This is a genomic window from Prevotella sp. S7 MS 2 (assembly GCF_000762865.1).
Taxonomy (GTDB): domain Bacteria; phylum Bacteroidota; class Bacteroidia; order Bacteroidales; family Bacteroidaceae; genus Prevotella.
The window spans coordinates 1-16,297 of sequence record NZ_JRPT01000056.1 but is presented as its reverse complement, the minus strand read 5'-3'; the positions used below and the strand labels follow the sequence as shown (position 1 = coordinate 16,297).

General features: G+C 39.2%; 13 protein-coding genes. 12 read left to right on the top strand and 1 reads right to left on the bottom strand.

Annotated elements, in window-relative coordinates:
* The first annotated feature begins 36 nt into the window (after nt 1-36).
* Genes HMPREF0671_RS09220 through HMPREF0671_RS09195 form a run of 6 tightly spaced genes read left to right on the top strand, consistent with a single transcriptional unit; the run spans nt 37 to nt 5,752 of the window.
* On the top strand, nt 37-1,281 hold the full coding sequence (locus HMPREF0671_RS09220; protein WP_036899814.1) for an MFS transporter: 1,245 nt from the start codon (nt 37-39) through the stop codon (nt 1,279-1,281).
* Nucleotides 1,274-1,837 carry a DUF151 domain-containing protein gene (locus HMPREF0671_RS09215; RefSeq protein WP_036899812.1) on the top strand — a complete coding sequence of 188 codons (564 nt, stop codon included), beginning with the start codon at nt 1,274-1,276 and terminating at the stop codon, nt 1,835-1,837. The genes HMPREF0671_RS09220 and HMPREF0671_RS09215 overlap by 8 nt, the downstream gene beginning before the upstream one ends.
* Complete coding sequence (locus tag HMPREF0671_RS09210) at nt 1,837-2,568, top strand: 16S rRNA (uracil(1498)-N(3))-methyltransferase (protein WP_036899810.1); 732 nt, start codon at nt 1,837-1,839, stop codon at nt 2,566-2,568. Before HMPREF0671_RS09215 ends, HMPREF0671_RS09210 begins: the two co-directional genes overlap by 1 nt.
* Entirely contained in the window at nt 2,565-3,905 is a 1,341-nt protein-coding gene (locus HMPREF0671_RS09205; RefSeq protein ID WP_036899808.1) for a DUF4836 family protein, read from the top strand. Before HMPREF0671_RS09210 ends, HMPREF0671_RS09205 begins: the two co-directional genes overlap by 4 nt.
* A 3-nt stretch (nt 3,906-3,908) precedes the next feature.
* Entirely contained in the window at nt 3,909-4,553 is a 645-nt protein-coding gene (locus HMPREF0671_RS09200) for an ATP-binding cassette domain-containing protein (RefSeq protein ID WP_036899806.1), read from the top strand.
* Nucleotides 4,550-5,752, top strand: coding sequence for a hypothetical protein (locus HMPREF0671_RS09195; RefSeq protein ID WP_036899803.1), 1,203 nt, complete (start codon nt 4,550-4,552; stop codon nt 5,750-5,752). The genes HMPREF0671_RS09200 and HMPREF0671_RS09195 overlap by 4 nt, the downstream gene beginning before the upstream one ends.
* Before the next feature lie 95 nt (nt 5,753-5,847).
* On the opposite strand, the gene HMPREF0671_RS09190 is transcribed toward HMPREF0671_RS09195, so the two are convergent.
* On the bottom strand, nt 5,848-9,720 hold the full coding sequence (locus HMPREF0671_RS09190; RefSeq protein ID WP_232223191.1) for a translocation/assembly module TamB domain-containing protein: 3,873 nt from the start codon (nt 9,718-9,720) through the stop codon (nt 5,848-5,850).
* Nucleotides 9,721-10,469: 749 nt separating this feature from the next.
* Between HMPREF0671_RS09190 and HMPREF0671_RS09185 the strand changes: the two genes are divergently transcribed.
* From HMPREF0671_RS09185 to nqrF, 6 genes are read left to right on the top strand one after another with little or no spacing between them, the layout of a single operon-like run.
* Entirely contained in the window at nt 10,470-11,822 is a 1,353-nt protein-coding gene (locus tag HMPREF0671_RS09185; RefSeq protein WP_036899800.1) for a Na(+)-translocating NADH-quinone reductase subunit A, read from the top strand.
* A 25-nt stretch (nt 11,823-11,847) separates the two neighbouring features.
* Complete coding sequence (locus HMPREF0671_RS09180; protein ID WP_036899798.1) at nt 11,848-13,002, top strand: NADH:ubiquinone reductase (Na(+)-transporting) subunit B; 1,155 nt, start codon at nt 11,848-11,850, stop codon at nt 13,000-13,002.
* 33 nt (nt 13,003-13,035) lie between these two features.
* Nucleotides 13,036-13,734, top strand: a complete 699-nt coding sequence (gene nqrC, locus HMPREF0671_RS09175; RefSeq protein ID WP_036899796.1) for an NADH:ubiquinone reductase (Na(+)-transporting) subunit C — start codon at nt 13,036-13,038, stop codon at nt 13,732-13,734.
* A 1-nt stretch (nt 13,735) separates the two neighbouring features.
* Complete coding sequence (locus HMPREF0671_RS09170) at nt 13,736-14,359, top strand: NADH:ubiquinone reductase (Na(+)-transporting) subunit D (RefSeq protein ID WP_036899795.1); 624 nt, start codon at nt 13,736-13,738, stop codon at nt 14,357-14,359.
* A 5-nt stretch (nt 14,360-14,364) separates the two neighbouring features.
* On the top strand, nt 14,365-14,991 hold the full coding sequence (gene nqrE / locus HMPREF0671_RS09165; protein WP_036899793.1) for an NADH:ubiquinone reductase (Na(+)-transporting) subunit E: 627 nt from the start codon (nt 14,365-14,367) through the stop codon (nt 14,989-14,991).
* Between the two features lie 8 nt (nt 14,992-14,999).
* Nucleotides 15,000-16,268, top strand: coding sequence for an NADH:ubiquinone reductase (Na(+)-transporting) subunit F (gene nqrF, locus HMPREF0671_RS09160; protein WP_036899791.1), 1,269 nt, complete (start codon nt 15,000-15,002; stop codon nt 16,266-16,268).
* The last annotated feature ends 29 nt before the right edge of the window (nt 16,269-16,297 follow it).

Sequence of the window (16,297 nt, the reverse complement as noted above, 5' to 3'; positions counted from 1 at the left end):
ACCTTATCTTTGCAACAAAGTAAATCAATAACACAGATGAATTTAAAAATACGTTTGGCACTGATGAACTTTTTGGAGTTCGCAGTGTGGGGGGCTTATCTGACTTCCATGGGAACCTATCTCGTAAATATTGGGATGGCTCAAAGCATAGGGTGGTTTTATGCAATACAAGGTGTTGTTTCTATATTTATGCCTGCATTGATAGGTATTATTGCTGATAGATGGATACCTGCCCAACGCTTATTGGGATTTTGTCACTTGATTGCCGGAGCTTTGATGTTGAGTGTTGCTACCACACAAAATCACGTTTTTTTATTATATTCCTTGAGTGTTGCGTTTTACATGCCAACCTTGGCATTAAGCAATTCTGTTGCATATTCTGCCTTAACGCAGGCAAATATGGATACTGTAAAAGCTTTCCCTCCCATACGTATCTTTGGAACTATCGGATTTATTTGTACGATGTGGTTGGTAGATTTAATGGGGTTCCAATCCAATCAGTACCAATTTGTAACATCGGGCGTATTTAGTCTAATCTTATTCCTATATACATTTTCATTGCCTGCTTGCCCTGTTAGTAAAGGTGATGATAAGAAAAGCTTGGTCGATGCCTTTGGATTACGTGCATTTACTTTGTTCAAGCAGCGTAAGATGGCTATCTTCTTTATCTTCTCAATGTTGCTTGGTGTAAGTTTGCAGATAACCAACGGCTTTGCCAATCCTTTTATCCACAGCTTTAAACCGATGGATTTATATGCAGATACTTTCGGGGTAAGCCATGCTAATATGCTTATTTCTCTTTCACAGATTAGCGAAACATGCTGTATTCTTCTCATTCCGTTCTTCATGAAGAAGTATGGAATCAAAAATGTTATGCTTATAGCCATGTTTGCTTGGGTTTTGCGCTTTGGTCTTTTTGCGTATGGAAATCCCGGCAATGGTGTATGGATGTTTGTTTTGTCCATGATAGTTTATGGAGTGGCTTTCGACTTCTTTAATATTTCGGGCTCGCTATTTGTCGATAAGTCTACAGATCCGGCACTCCGTTCGAGCGCCCAAGGACTTTTTATGCTCATGACTAATGGAATTGGGGCTACGATAGGAACTTTATCGGCACAGGCTGTGGTCGATCATTTTACACATGAACTAAAGAAGTTTGATGAAGTATTTATTGTCGGTGATTGGCAATCTTGTTGGTTGATTTTTGCCGGCTATGCATTGTTGGTTGGTGTATGCTTTGCTTTGATTTTTAAACCGCAGCCGAAGGAGGTACATGAATAAGACTGAAATTATCTTTAAAAACATATCGGAGATAATTGGAACAAAAGATAAAGGACTTCTTGTCTTGGTAGATAAGGCCGAAGAATATCTGTTGTCAATAACATGTGAACGATATGACATGCAACTCTTCGACCTTTATTTCACAAAAGGCAAGATGTCGGAGCGTATGTTGCCTGCCGTTTTATGGAATATCATCAGTTCCGATCAATCCAATGCCTTTGAATTGTTAATATTAGATGTTGTGGATGGACAGTATATGACCGTATTGAATAATGTGGAGACATTAGACCAATATGCTATAAGAGCTACAGATGGAGTCCTTTTGGCTTATATGGCTAGACTTCCTATCAATATAGATACTAATCTTTGGGAGCGCCAAAGGGTGCCATACAATCCCAATGGAAATGGAGTGGCACTCCCTGTGAATGTCATTAGTACTCCTATGCTTAAGGAAGCATTAGAGCGTGCTATTCGCGATGAGGATTATAAACTCGCCTCTAATCTTAGCGAAGAGTTGAAAAGGCGTACCGATATAACTGATGATTCAAATAAATAATGAAAGAATCTCATTTTTTTTATGTATCGACTCTTCCCGAAACGGAAGAGTTACCATTAGATGAAGCCCAACACGCAATACGCGTATTGCGCCTTAAAACAGGCGACCAATTATGGTTATTAGACGGAGTTGGTAATTTCTATCAGGCAGAAGTAACTTTGACAACATCGAAAAGATGTTTATTCCGAATACTTGATATGATTTCTCAACCTAAAGGTTGGTATGGAAGTATACATCTAGCTATTGCACCAACAAAGAATATTGACCGTATGGAGTGGATGGTTGAGAAAGCTTGCGAAGTAGGTATTGACCATTTTTCTTTTTTACAATGCAAGTTTTCTGAGCGTAAAGTCTTGCGTATAGACAGGCTTGAAAAAATTATGGTTTCGGCTGTTAAGCAGAGTAGGAAGTCCATGATGCCTACTATCAATGAACTATCTTCGTTTGAAGAGTTTATAACCTCTCCTCGCAAAGGGCTTAAATTTATAGCACATTGTTACCCAGAAATAGAAAGAGAAGATTTCTTTAATATTTTACAGCAAACAGATGCGAATGAGGATATTACAGTATTGATAGGGCCAGAGGGCGACTTCTCTATTGACGAGGTGAAGTTTGCTATGGACAATGGTTATAGTCCTATATCATTGGGGAATAGTCGGCTACGGACGGAAACGGCCGGACTGTATGCTGTTATGATGTCGCAATTGACTAAAAGAAATTTAGAAGTATGAAACATTTTAGGATTATCATAGGAGTATTATTAGTGAATTTGCTATTATCTTGTTCGGATAGTAGCTATTTGAATCCTGTTCCAGCAGAATCAAAAGCTTTAATAGCTATTAATCCTGCCAAGATGAGTGGCATTGATAATGTTATTGTTTTAAAGTCACTTCTTCACTTGAAGAAATTAGACAAGACGGGGATAGACCTTTCACAACGTATCCTGCTGTTTGAATCGCCTGATGGGAATTTAGGGGCATGCATGAAAATGCGAGATAAGGACGATTTTCTAAAAACATTGGACAATTTAAACGAGCAAGGAGTATGTAGCAAAGTACAATCTTTCAGAGATTATAATTTTGCTGTGTTGAGAGATTCTTGGCTCGTAGGTTATTCTGATAAATCGCTTTTGATAATGGGACCTGTTACGGTATCTGGCCAAAGTCAAATGCGACAACAGATGGTAAAATATTTGAATCAAGATGAGGATGAAGGTATCTTGAGTAGTAAAATCTACGAGAAAATCGATTCACTGGAAGCTCCCATGTGCATGGTGGCACGGGCAGATGCCTTGCCTGAACAGTTGGTAGCCCCTCTGACTATCGGTATACCTAAAGGTGCTGATGCGTCAAGAGTTTATATTTGTGCAAATGTAGAGAAGCATGGAGAATGTTTATTCTTTGATGGGAAGCCGTTTGCATTTAATCGTAAGGTGAATGAGTCCTTACAAAACGCATTGGCTATTTATCGCCCAATCAAAGGCACATATGCGAATACCATGCATCCCGAAGATGCTATTGGCATCTTTATGGATGTGAATGGAGAAGCCTATTTACCTGTTTTGCAGAATAACAAGGGATTCCAAGTACTACTTTCCGGAATTAATTCGGCAATAGACATGAATAATATATTAAGGAGCATTGATGGTGAAATGACTTTGATAGGGAGGAATGATAAGGCAAGTCAAGGCATCTCATTAGTAGCCCAACTAGCTCATACAAAATGGTTAGCCGATGTTGATTATTGGAAACAGTCTTGTCCAGCAGGCAGTAGCATCGTCGATTGGCAGAAAGATGCATTCCATTTTTCTGATGGAAAGGCTGATTTCTACTTTGGAGTAACGCCTGATAAGCAATTCTATAGTGGTAGTACACCAGAAAAGGCTTTATCTACCATCGCTAATCAAGAGAATAGACCGACAAGAAATGACCAACAGTTGTTTGCCGGACAACGCTTTGTCATGATGGTCAACCTTAATCATATTGGGACAGAAAAGGGTAATATGGTTGGGGATTTTATCAGTCCTATCTTTGGAAAGGTTAGCCAACTCGTTTATAGAATCAAATAACCGATGGAAAAAATCAAGTTTAGCAATGTCTTGCCACAAGTTTTTACTAACAGAAGTGACATTCATTCTGATGTGTGGAAGCAGGATGTAGAATTTCAAAAGGGACATTTATACCTCCTAGAATCAGAAAGTGGTAAAGGAAAAAGCACCTTCTGCAGCTATATAGTTGGCTACCGGCATGATTATACTGGTGAAATTTCTTTTGATAATCGGTCTATCAGTGACTTTAAAAAGAAAGATTGGGTAGAGCAAAGGAAATGTCATGTAAGCCATTTGTTTCAAGAATTGAGACTCTTTCCAGAACTTACTGCTTATGAAAATGTAGAAATCAAGAATCATATTACCGCTTTTAAGACAGATGCCCAAATTCATGATTGGTTCGAACGTCTTGGAATTGTAGACAAGATGAATACTAAAGTTGGGCTTATGTCTTTTGGTCAACAACAGCGTGTAGCCTTTATAAGAGCTTTGGTTCAGCCATTTGATTTCTTATTGGCAGACGAACCTATCAGTCATCTTGATGACAAGAATTCGACAATTATGGCTGAAATTATGTTAGAAGAAGCTAAGAAGCAAGGCGCGGGTATTATTGTTACCAGTATTGGAAAGCATATGGATATGAATTACGAAAGAGTTTTGAGATTATGAAACTTGTTTGGAAGTTACTAAGACAACATATCAGCATTCCGCAGTTTGCCGGTTTTTTCTTTGCAAACCTGTTTGGAATGACCATCGTTCTGTTAGGTTTTCAATTTTATCATGATATATCTTCGGTACTCACAGCAGAAGATAGCTTCATGCGTTCGGGCTTTCTGGTTATTAATAAGAAAATAGGAGCAGGTAATACATTAAGTGCAAAAGCCAGCAATTTCAGTGATGCTGAAGTAGAAGACTTGGAAAATCAAGACTTCATTACCGACTTAGGAACCTTTACAAGTGCAGAGTATAAAGCTGATGCCAATATGTCTGTCAATGGGACAAGCGTTCTGAATAATGGTGAAATATCCTTTGAGAGCATTCCTAATCAATTTGTCGAAGTGCCTTTAAGTGCTTGGAAATATACTCCGGGAAGCAAGGTTATTCCGATTATCCTGCCGAAAGTATATCTTACGATGTACAATTTTGGATTTGCACAGAGCCATTCGCTGCCCAAAATCAGTGAAGGATTGGTGGGGCTGATAGACTTTTATATCAACATACGTGGTAATGGATATACTGATATTTATAAGGGCAAAGTAATAGGATTCTCTAGCCGTTTGTCATCAATATTAGTACCGCAGTCGTTCATGGATTGGAGTAATCAGCGGTATGCGCCTCAGCAATCGACTGCTCCTACACGCCTAATAGTAACTGTTAAGAACCCATCGGACGAACATTTTACAAAGTATCTGGATAGGAAAGGATATGAGCAGGAGAATGATAAACTCAATGCGGAGAAGACTACTTACTTCTTGCGACTACTTGTAGCAATGGTTGTAGCCATCGGTCTAATTATTAGTGCTCTTAGTTTTTATATCCTTATGTTGAGCATCTACCTATTGGTACAAAAGAATTCTGAGAAATTAGAAAATTTACTGTTGATAGGGTATAGCCCTATGCAAGTGGCATGGCCATACAGATGGCTGACATTGGTATTGAATTTTGGAGTTCTAATTTTGGCTTGGATTATTTTGTATGCCGTTCGTCTTTACTATATGGATGTTATAGAAGCGCTATTTCCTAATATGGATGATAGGGGAGTGTGGCCTGCATTGGTTGTAGGTATTGTGCTATTTGTAGGTATATCGACTTTCAACCATATTGCAATCGTTAGAAAGGTGATACATATCTGGAAGTATAGAAAATAGTATTGAGTTACTGCCAAGGCTTAACAGCGATACTGTTGTGCTTTGGCAGTTTTGCTGAATGGCTTATACAATAATGCTGCCAAAGCGTTGCAGTATTATTTATTATTCTTATCGACTTCTTTCTTTAATCTCTTTTTGCTACGGAAACGGAAAAGGTCGCGCCAATTAGTGAAGTCTTTTTTCAGGATAATTCCGACTCCTTGTGTGTTCAGTGTGTTCTTAATAAAGTATCGATCGTTGGTCTGATTGTACACTCGGATGGCAAAGTTGCCATTAGGAAATATCAGATAACGTAAATCAAAGTCCCCGATGAAGCTTGAAGTGGCGGTCTTTGCATTGTCGCGATAGCCCATCTGTCCATTAAAGAGTAGGCGATTGTTGAGTAGCTGACCACTGAATAATCCTTCATATTCTGCATTATTCAATCCTTCATCGCCGGTAGAGATGTTTGCCCCGAAGTTCCAATTAGAATTATTAACGACATTTTTCAGAACATTATTGATTTGTTGGCTCAGCGTACCGCTTAATAGACTCTGCATAGCCAAGCTTGTCTGGCTTTGCTGAGCCGACAATTCAGATGTGGCATTGTTGGTACCTTGGGTGTAGAAGCGACCTACAGCTAGCAGATATAATACTTGCTGTTTCATCTCTTCTTCACTATTTATAATACTGAATACCATCTGTTTAACATCGGAACTGACAGTAGGTAAATCTAGTGTAAAGTCGACTTTAGGAGCACTAGGAGTACCGCTAATATTCATAAGACAATTGACGCGTATGTTATTGCTCGAGAAACTACGTCCTATCTTCAAGTCACTCAGACTGACACCTACTACTGGATATAAGGCATTGAGGTTTAGGCGTGCGGCATAAGGGTCGCCACCAAAACTGATAGTTCCGCCTTGTTGGAATGTAAAATCTTTTTTAATGACGTTTTGGATAGTAAGTTTATAGAGGCCATCGGATACCACATAATTGCCAAACATGTCGAACGAGCCCTTATTATAATATGTGGCACTGATTCCTCCTGTGCCTTTCAAATCAATATAGTCACCGGTTTGTTGGTCCATGATGAGTCTGATGATAGCGTCAGGGGTCATGTTGATGAGAAACTTGATACGTATATCTGTAGGAATATCAGGAGTGTCGTCTTCATTCTGTAGGTCTTGCTCAGCTCGTAAGTGAAGGTGCTGGATAGAATCTGTCGCAATAGTATCTCTGTCAGACCACTTGATGAATTCCTGAGAAGATATAGCTGCCGGACTTGCCACGTTATAAACGAATTGACTCCCTTTCTCCGGCGTGGCATTGACATCAATGACTACTTCGCCACTGCGGCCAGTAATAGAGCATGTACCGGTTGTGTAAGCCGTTCCATAAAACGTATTTCCCCCAAATTCATGAGTATCGTAGGCTAATAGGTTCCTTGCATCTACATTGATATTATACGTTAGATTGGTCAGATGTTCATGGTTGATGGTGCCGTGAACGATACCGATGTTATGGTTTCGATCGTAGATTGTATCATGCTTTAAGATGATATGGTCGGGAATAAGTGTTACTGTATCGTTCTTTAATGTATAATCTGTATTGAGACTTAGCATGTGTACATTGCCCGAAGCAACTAGTTGCCCGGTCAGATTGATGTTGTTCAGGGGGCCAAACAGTCGCACTTTACCATTTGCGGTTGCTGTTATATTGTTCATGAATGTCCCACAAAAACTCTCTAAGAATTCTAGTCTGGTGTTATCGGCAGCTATACCTAAATCTATATAATTCTTTTTGGGCGATACATAACCTTTGATAATGGTTTGCTTGTCGGTTTCATCAAGCGCTTGAGCATCTATGTTTATTTGTCCTTCTTGGTGATTATAGTTTACATGGGCAAAGAGTGTACCCATGCGGCCATTCTCAAATCGGAATTCGTTGACGCGTAGATTAGCGTGAGCTTTGGGCTCAGTAAAAACTGATGTAACGTAAGCTTGGCCGGTAGCAAGACCACTAAAATCTACAGCATGGAAGTTGACTAAATTCAAAATGTAGTTGACATTGACATCTTGCAAGTCTACTGTTAGGAAATCCTCCATACTTTTTGTGGCTATCCCCGATACAATGATATGCTGCTTGTTGTGGGATATTTCAAAATGATCAACGGTTAGATGGTTCTTACTATAAATGATATCACTGGGCTGGACATGCCAAATTGTGTCGCCGACAAGAATATTTGATGGGTGTATCTTGACATGGGCAGAAGACACACCACCATCAGTTCTAAAGAAGTCGGCCTCTGTAGACAATTGTCCTCTAAATAATTTCTTCCTTTTATTGTCCCATGAGAGAATTGCTCCCAGCTTGTTGTTGGCGGCATGAGACTGGAGGTTCCAATAGAAACCGTTTCCCTTGTCGTCTAGCATTTTCAATCTAGCGTTGGCTTTCAACGTGTCATTGGGCGTAGTTACTTCAATGAAGGCGTCTTCGTACTGTTTGTCTGCATAAGTGAAGTGTGGAACTTGGCAGATAAGATTGATCTTTTTATCAATGTCATTAATTGAACCCTTCAACGAAACTGTATCTTGGAGTTCCAAAGGAACGTTGAAAAGAGTCTTCAACCATTCTGAGTTGTAGAGTGAAGTGTTGATAGTAAAATTGTTATACTTGCTATTTGTAACTTTTGGAAGACCGGGCAGGGTGGGGAGTTTACTGCCTATTTGATTGGTTATGCTTTGATAGAGTGTTGCATAATCAAAGTTTCCCTGAATAGCAAGTGTCCCGAAATCACTCGTTAAATTCATGTAATGGATTTTGTCATGGTATCCCGTATTAACTCGCAGCTCATTGAGTATAAAATCACCATCACTCTTTGAGATATTAAGATTTGATACGACGAGTTGGCCAGTAGCTGTATTGAGAGATTTACCGACTATATTACTAGAAATTTTCCCGCTAATGAGAGCTTGTGACCAAGGTGATGGCAAATGCATGGCCGTTAGGTTTAAATTAGTAGTATGAGCTTCTAATTGGGCTGTTAATACCTGATTAATTTTGCTGATATTACCATGTAAACTCAATTGTCCATTAGGGTCGTCAACATTTAATAGTCCTTTAAACTGCATACCTTTAGCAGCTTGTACAAATTTTCCATTTAGATGAATATTCTGGAAAGAGTATTGGTTGTAGTCAAAGCGTGAGATAAAACCTTTAGCAATAATCAATAGAGGAGATTGTTCTTTTGTAGGCAATTTCCCATCTATATTGATACTTGATGCTAAGACGCCTAATTTGTTGTTATTAAGTATTTTACCAAGGTTGATACCTTTTGTCTCTAGACGTCCGGAAAAGTTGTTGAGATGCTTGCCTAAAGCTATATTAGCGACACCTTGACCGGTTTTTAATATTCCCTTTAGAGCAAGGTCTTGCCCATATCCACCAAGAAAACCTTGGAAATGGATATTGCCTAATCTTGTCATTTCTGCCGGGATGTTGAATTTGGTTCCTAGGCTTTCGGCTATCATCTTAATACCATTAGCAGATATTCGTAGTTCTTGTACGGCAGCAACCCAGCGTGGAGTGGACTGCCAATTGCTTAAAGAACCATTTGTATTTAATGTAAGGTCTTTCCCTGTTATATGAATATCTTTGATTCGAATAAATGTACTAGTTCCAGAAAAAGAGGATTGAAGTGTTATTGGATTGTTTGCTTCTTTGAATAATTTATATAAAAACGTTAAATCACAAGGTGTTATGGTAGATTTATCAATACTACCAATGAATTGCAATGAAGGCATTTCTATTCCATGTTTACCTTTTTTGAAACTGGCACGGCATTCTCCTAACTTGATAGAAGATTGAGGTAATTGCAGATGAAAATGGGATAGTTTAGCTTCATGCTGGTTTACTGTTAACTTAAAAGTCAGGCCTTTGACCGTCAAACTTGATTTCTCTGTGAGTGACAGCTTTTTACAATTCACATCTATCAGCTCTTTGGTGAGTTGGTTTAATATAAGATGTGCACTGATATTTTGGAAGGCAATATGATTTGTATTAAATGTACGAGAGAGTGTAACTGCTTCTCGCAAGTCATATGAAAAAGCACCATGTCTAATAATAATTGAGTGTATTGCTAAGTCTAATTTTGAATGTTGAGTTGTATCCTTTGATGCTAGAGAATCAATTACAAATTGGTAATTAGGCTTAGAATTAGTGGTTTGTTTATATGTGGTGATAGAGGTACCAAACAATTGAGCGGCAGAAATAGAGAGCTTACCATGGAAAAGGGGGAGTATATCGAACTTGGCAGATAACCGACTGGCTGATAACATAGTCTCACCATGCTGGTCTTGAATTGCTATCCCGTCGATAATTACCCGATTAAATATACCTAAGTTTACTCGTTTTATTTCTACTTTGGTACCTAATTTATTGCCAACGGCAATGCTAAGTTCCGACCCAATAAAGCGCTGTATTGCTGGTATATGCAACAATACAATTGTAAAGAAGTATATACTGACAAATGTCCAGATACTCCCATTTATGATATGTTTGTATTTACGTTTTATTCGCTCTCTATGAATTAATGACGCAAATTTAGTCGTTTTTTGCCTGACATAGAAATAAAAGCTGTCTTTTCTTGTTTTAAGTGTCCGCTTTTTAGTATATTTGCACTTGTGTTTATTTTTGTGAATGTACAAAAACAATATTTATCAGTTTAAATATAATTATGGCAAATGTAATTAAGTTACGTAAGGGCTTAGACATTAACCTGCAAGGCAAGGCCAAGACTGTAACAAGAAGTCAAGGAATGAGCGATGTATATGCGCTTGTCCCAAATGATTTCATAGGCTTACAGCCGAAGGTAATCGTCAAAGAAGGTGACCATGTTAAAGCAGGAGAAGGCTTGTTTGTGAATAAAAAACATCCTTCGATTAAGTTTGCTTCTCCAGTTAGTGGTACTGTAGAAGCTATTGTGCGAGGTGATCGTAGAAAAGTCCTTAGCGTGAATGTAAAGGCAGATGCAGAACAGCAATTTATAGATTTCGGTGTAAAAGATGTGAATAGCCTTGATGCAGAAAGCGTTAAACAGTCTTTGTTAGAAGCCGGTCTCTTTGGTTTCATCAACCAATTGCCGTATGCAGTGTCAACAACAGAGGATGTAGAACCTAAAGCTATTTTTGTATCTGCTTTGCGTGATATGCCTTTGGCCGCAGATTTCGAGGTTGAGTTAGAAGGTAATGAATCTGCCTTTCAAACCGGACTTACTGCCTTATCGAAGATTCAAAAAACATATTTGGGAATTGGAGCCAATCAAAAGAGTGATGCATTGACAAATGCCAAAGATGTTGAAGTAACAATCTTTGATGGCCCATGTCCCGCTGGTAATGTCGGAATACAAGTGAATCATTTGTCACCGGTGAATAAAGGTGAAGTGGTTTGGACGGTAGAGCCATCTGTAGTTATCTTTATTGGTCGCTTGTTTACAACAGGTAAAGTAGATTTAACACGTACAATAGCTATTGCCGGAAGTAAGATTCATGAACCGGATTATGTTAAAACTTTGGTGGGAACTCCACTTAAGGATTTGCTCAAAGATAAGTTGAAAACTATAGATAATGTGCGTATTATTAATGGTAATCCTTTGACAGGGCGTAAAGCGTTATTAGATGATTTCCTTGGAGCGCATACATCAGAAGTAACTGCTATTCCCGAAGGTGACAATGTAAATGAAATGTTCGGATGGATTTTACCGAGAATCTCTCAATTCTCTGTCAATCGCAGCTATTTCTCTTGGTTGCAAGGGAAGAAGAAAGCTTATAAATTGGATGCTCGAATCAAAGGTGGAGAGCGTCACATGATTATGAGTGGAGAGTATGATAAGGTGTTGCCAATGGATATTATGGCTGAATTCCTTATTAAATCTATTATTGCGGGTGATATTGATAAGCAAGAACAGCTAGGTATTTATGAAGTAAGTCCAGAAGATTTTGCTTTGGCTGAATTTGTCGATAGCTCAAAATTGCCCCTACAGCAAATCGTACGTAATGGACTAGATATCCTACGTAAAGAAAATGCTTAAGGTATAAAACGTAGTTATATTTATTATGAGTTTAAAAAAATACATAGATAGAATCAGACCAAACTTTGAAGAGGGAGGGAAGTTGCACGCATTTAAGAGCGTTTTTGAAGGCTTCGAGACTTTCCTATATGTTCCAAACGAAACTTCAAAGACTGGCGTTTCGATTCACGACTCAATAGATTCAAAGAGAATCATGAGTATAGTGGTGATTTCTTTATTGCCCGCTTTACTTTTCGGAATGTATAATGTCGGCTACCAAAATTATTTAGCTGCGGGTACATTGACCACAGCTTCATTTACTGAAATATTTACTTTCGGAATGTTGGCTGTACTTCCAAAAGTAATTATCTCTTATATAGTAGGATTGGGTATAGAGTTTGCTTGGGCGCAATGGAAAGGAGAGGAGATACAAGAGGGTTATCTTGTGACTGGTATCTTAATTCCATTGATTATTCCTGTAACCACTCCTATTTGGATTTTGGTTATTGCAATAGCTTTCTCTGTCATATTTGCTAAAGAGATATTTGGTGGTACGGGAATGAATATTTTCAATGTTGCACTTGTAACTCGTGCATTTTTATTCTTCTCTTATCCCCAAACAATGAGTGGTGACAGTGTCTGGATAGCTAAAAATTCCATATTCGGTTTAGGCAATACGCTTCCTGACGGTTTCACGGCAGCGACACCCCTTGGTCAATTAGGCCAGAATATTATTCCAACTGCAAGTCTCAACGACATGTTTGTAGGTTTTATCCCCGGTTCAATAGGCGAAACTTCTATTATAGCAATAGCTATTGGCGCCATTATCTTATTGTGGACAGGCATTGCTTCTTGGAAGATTATGTGTAGTGTATTTGTCGGTGGCGGTATTGTAGCAGCTTTATTTAATATTGGTGGTGCTACTGATATTCCTTGGTATGAACATCTTATCTTAGGTGGATTTGCATTTGGAGCAGTTTTTATGGCTACAGACCCTGTAACAAGTGCACGAACAGAAATCGGTAAATATATTTATGGTTTCATCATTGGAGCGATGGCTGTTATTATACGTGTGCTTAATCCCGGATATCCGGAAGGTATGATGCTGGCTATCTTGCTGATGAATATGTTTGCTCCAACAATTGATTACTGTGTAGTACAGCGAAATATTGCTAAGCGTACCAAGCGTACCAGCAAATAATATTGCCACTACTGAAATTATAATTATTGAACAATGAAAACAAATTCAAATTCATATACGATTATCTATTCAATGGTAATTGTAGTGGTTGTGGCCTTTCTTTTGGCATTTGTGTTTCAAGCATTGAAGCCGGCGCAAGATGCTAACGTTGCCTTAGATAAGAAAAAGCAACTACTCTATGCCCTTAACATTCGTGACATCAATGACGCAGAGGCTGTCAAGAAATATCATGAGGTGGTATTGGCAGATGAGATTATCAATCCAAATGGAGAGGTCTTAGCACCCGGAGAACAAGGTGGAGAAAACACCGGGTTCAAATTGAATAGTAAAGATACTAAAGAAGGTCGTCTCGCTCTGTATATTTGTAAAGTCAATGGTGAAGAGAAATATATCATTCCAGTATATGGTATGGGACTTTGGGGACCTATCAGCGGGTACATTTCTTTAAATGCCGACAAGGAAACTATATTTGGTGCTTACTTCAACCATGAGAGTGAGACAGCTGGACTTGGTGCTGAAATCAAAGATAGTAGAGCTTGGCAGGCTCAATTCCAAGGCAAAAAAATATTTGGGAAAGATGGAGTTGCCATCGCAATTACTGTTAGCAAAAAGGTAGAAGACCCTCAGAGAGAAGTTGATGGCGTCACCGGTGCAACTCTGACATCAAATGGTGTGACAGAGATGCTCCACACTTGTTTGGGACAATATCTTAAATTTTTAAAGGATAAATAATATGGCATTATTCTCAAAACAAAATAAAGAGACATTTATCAATCCTCTGAACCTAGATAATCCTATCATGGTTCAGGTGTTGGGAATATGTAGTGCTCTTGCTGTAACAAGTCAATTGAAGCCTTCTATAGTTATGGGATTGGCTGTAACGGTTATTACTGCATTTAGCAACGTGATAATCTCACTTATTCGTAATACGATTCCGATGCGAATAAGAATTATTGTACAGTTGGTTGTAGTAGCAGCTTTGGTAACTATTGTAAGTCAATTGTTGAAGGCAGTAGCCTATGATGTGAGTGTCCAGTTGTCCGTTTATGTAGGTCTTATCATTACCAACTGTATTCTGATGGGCCGACTTGAGGCCTTCGCCATGACGAATAAACCTTGGCCAAGTTTTTTAGATGGTTTAGGAAATGGCTTAGGTTATGCTTTGATTCTTGTTGTGGTAGGTTTCTTTCGTGAACTTTTGGGACGCGGTTCCTTGCTAGGATTCCAGTTAATACCCCAAGGAGTGTACGACGCAGGATATATTAATAATGGTATGATGACCATGCCTGCTATGGCATTATTACTTGTCGGGTGTGTGATTTGGATACACCGTGCTTACTTTTATAAAGAGAAATAATTAAGATGGAACATATTATTAGTCTTTTCTTTAGGTCCATATTTGTGGATAATATGATTTTCGCATTCTTCCTTGGTATGTGTTCATTCCTTGCTGTAAGTAAGAATGTGAAGACGAGTTTGGGATTAGGACTTGCCGTTACCTTTGTATTGCTAGTTACGGTACCGGTGGATTACCTGCTCCAAACGAAGGTTTTAGGTCCCGATTGTTTGATAGAGGGTGTGGATTTGTCTTATTTGAGTTTCATTCTCTTTATAGCAGTCATTGCAGGTATTACTCAATTGGTTGAGATGACGGTCGAGAAGTTTAGTCCATCTCTCTACTCTGCGTTGGGTATCTTCTTACCTTTGATAGCAGTAAACTGTGCTATTATGGGAGCTTCTCTCTTCATGCAGCAGCGTATCAACCTTGATCCAAGCAACACACAGTATATTGGGAGTATTTGGGATAGTATTGCTTATGCTATAGGTAGTGGTATTGGATGGACGCTGTCTATCGTGAGTATGGGCGCTATTCGTGAGAAAATGCAGTATAGTGATGTGCCAAAGCCTCTACAGGGACTTGGTATTACATTTATTACAGTGGGACTCATGGCTATGGCCATGATGTGCTTCTCTGGTCTAAAAATATAATATAAGATATGGGACAGTTTATATTAATAAGTATACTCGTATTCTTGGCGATTATCCTACTGCTGGTAGTCGTACTACTTGTGGCTAAAAAGTATCTTAGTCCAAGTGGAAACGTAAATCTTGTTGTTAATGATGAGAAGACTCTCAATGTAGAACAAGGAAGTTCGTTGCTTTCTACACTAACTCAAAATGGCATACATCTTTCTTCTGCTTGTGGTGGAAAAGGTAGTTGCGGTCAGTGCCGTGTACGTGTTACAGAGGGTGGTGGAGAGATATTAGACTCCGAACGTCCTCACTTCAGTCGCAAAGAAGTGAAAGAACATTGGCGACTTGGATGCCAATGTAAGGTCAAAGGCGACTTGAAGATTAAAGTACCAGAGAGCGTTCTTGGCGTAAAAGAGTGGGAGTGTACGGTCATTAGTAACAAGAATGTCAGCTCATTTATCAAGGAATTTAAGGTGGCATTACCCCCTGGAGAGCATATGGACTTCATTCCCGGTTCCTATTCGCAGATTAGAATTCCTGCTTACGACGTCATTGATTACGATAAGGATTTTGATAAAAATGATATTGGCGAAGAGTATCTTTCCGCTTGGAAGAATTTCAATATTCTGTCATTGAAGGCTCATAACCCTGAAGATACGGTACGTGCATACTCTATGGCCAACTATCCTGATGAGGGAGACATCATCACTTTGACGGTGCGTATTGCCAGCACACCATTCCTTCCACGTCCACAGGTAGGTTTCCAAGATGTACCGACGGGTATTGCATCGAGTTATATCTTCTCTTTAAAGCCGGGTGATAAGGTGACGATGAGTGGCCCTTATGGTGATTTCCATCCTATTTTAGACTCCGGAAAAGAGATGATTTGGGTTGGTGGTGGTGCCGGAATGGCTCCTCTACGCTCACAGATTATGTACATGTTGAAGACGCTCCACACCCGCGACCGCGAGATGCATTATTTCTATGGTGCGCGTTCTTTGAGCGAAGCATTCTTCTTAGAAGATTTCCATGAATTGGAAAAGGAATATCCTAATTTCCATTTCCATTTGGCGCTAGACCGTCCAGATCCTAAGGCCGACGAAGCAGGAGTGGCTTATACGGCCGGTTTTGTACACCAAGTGATGTACAACACCTACTTGAAAGACCATGAAGCGCCCGAAGATATAGAATACTATATGTGTGGTCCCGGCCCGATGAGTAAGGCCGTACAAGACATGCTTGATAGTATCGGTGTAGAACCGGAATCTATTATGTTCGATAACTTCGGTTAATTCAGAAAACAGCAATCAATAACGAAACG

Bases quoted from the DNA above. Each gene is read 5' to 3' on its own strand.
- HMPREF0671_RS09220 (WP_036899814.1), top strand. From the start codon at position 37: ATGAATTTAAAAATACGTTTGGCACTGATGAACTTTTTGGAGTTCGCA.
- HMPREF0671_RS09215 (WP_036899812.1), top strand. From the start codon at position 1,274: ATGAATAAGACTGAAATTATCTTTAAAAACATATCGGAGATAATTGGA.
- HMPREF0671_RS09210 (WP_036899810.1), top strand. From the start codon at position 1,837: ATGAAAGAATCTCATTTTTTTTATGTATCGACTCTTCCCGAAACGGAA.
- HMPREF0671_RS09205 (WP_036899808.1), top strand. From the start codon at position 2,565: ATGAAACATTTTAGGATTATCATAGGAGTATTATTAGTGAATTTGCTA.
- HMPREF0671_RS09200 (WP_036899806.1), top strand. From the start codon at position 3,909: ATGGAAAAAATCAAGTTTAGCAATGTCTTGCCACAAGTTTTTACTAAC.
- HMPREF0671_RS09195 (WP_036899803.1), top strand. From the start codon at position 4,550: ATGAAACTTGTTTGGAAGTTACTAAGACAACATATCAGCATTCCGCAG.
- HMPREF0671_RS09185 (WP_036899800.1), top strand. From the start codon at position 10,470: ATGGCAAATGTAATTAAGTTACGTAAGGGCTTAGACATTAACCTGCAA.
- HMPREF0671_RS09180 (WP_036899798.1), top strand. From the start codon at position 11,848: ATGAGTTTAAAAAAATACATAGATAGAATCAGACCAAACTTTGAAGAG.
- nqrC (WP_036899796.1), top strand. From the start codon at position 13,036: ATGAAAACAAATTCAAATTCATATACGATTATCTATTCAATGGTAATT.
- HMPREF0671_RS09170 (WP_036899795.1), top strand. From the start codon at position 13,736: ATGGCATTATTCTCAAAACAAAATAAAGAGACATTTATCAATCCTCTG.
- nqrE (WP_036899793.1), top strand. From the start codon at position 14,365: ATGGAACATATTATTAGTCTTTTCTTTAGGTCCATATTTGTGGATAAT.
- nqrF (WP_036899791.1), top strand. From the start codon at position 15,000: ATGGGACAGTTTATATTAATAAGTATACTCGTATTCTTGGCGATTATC.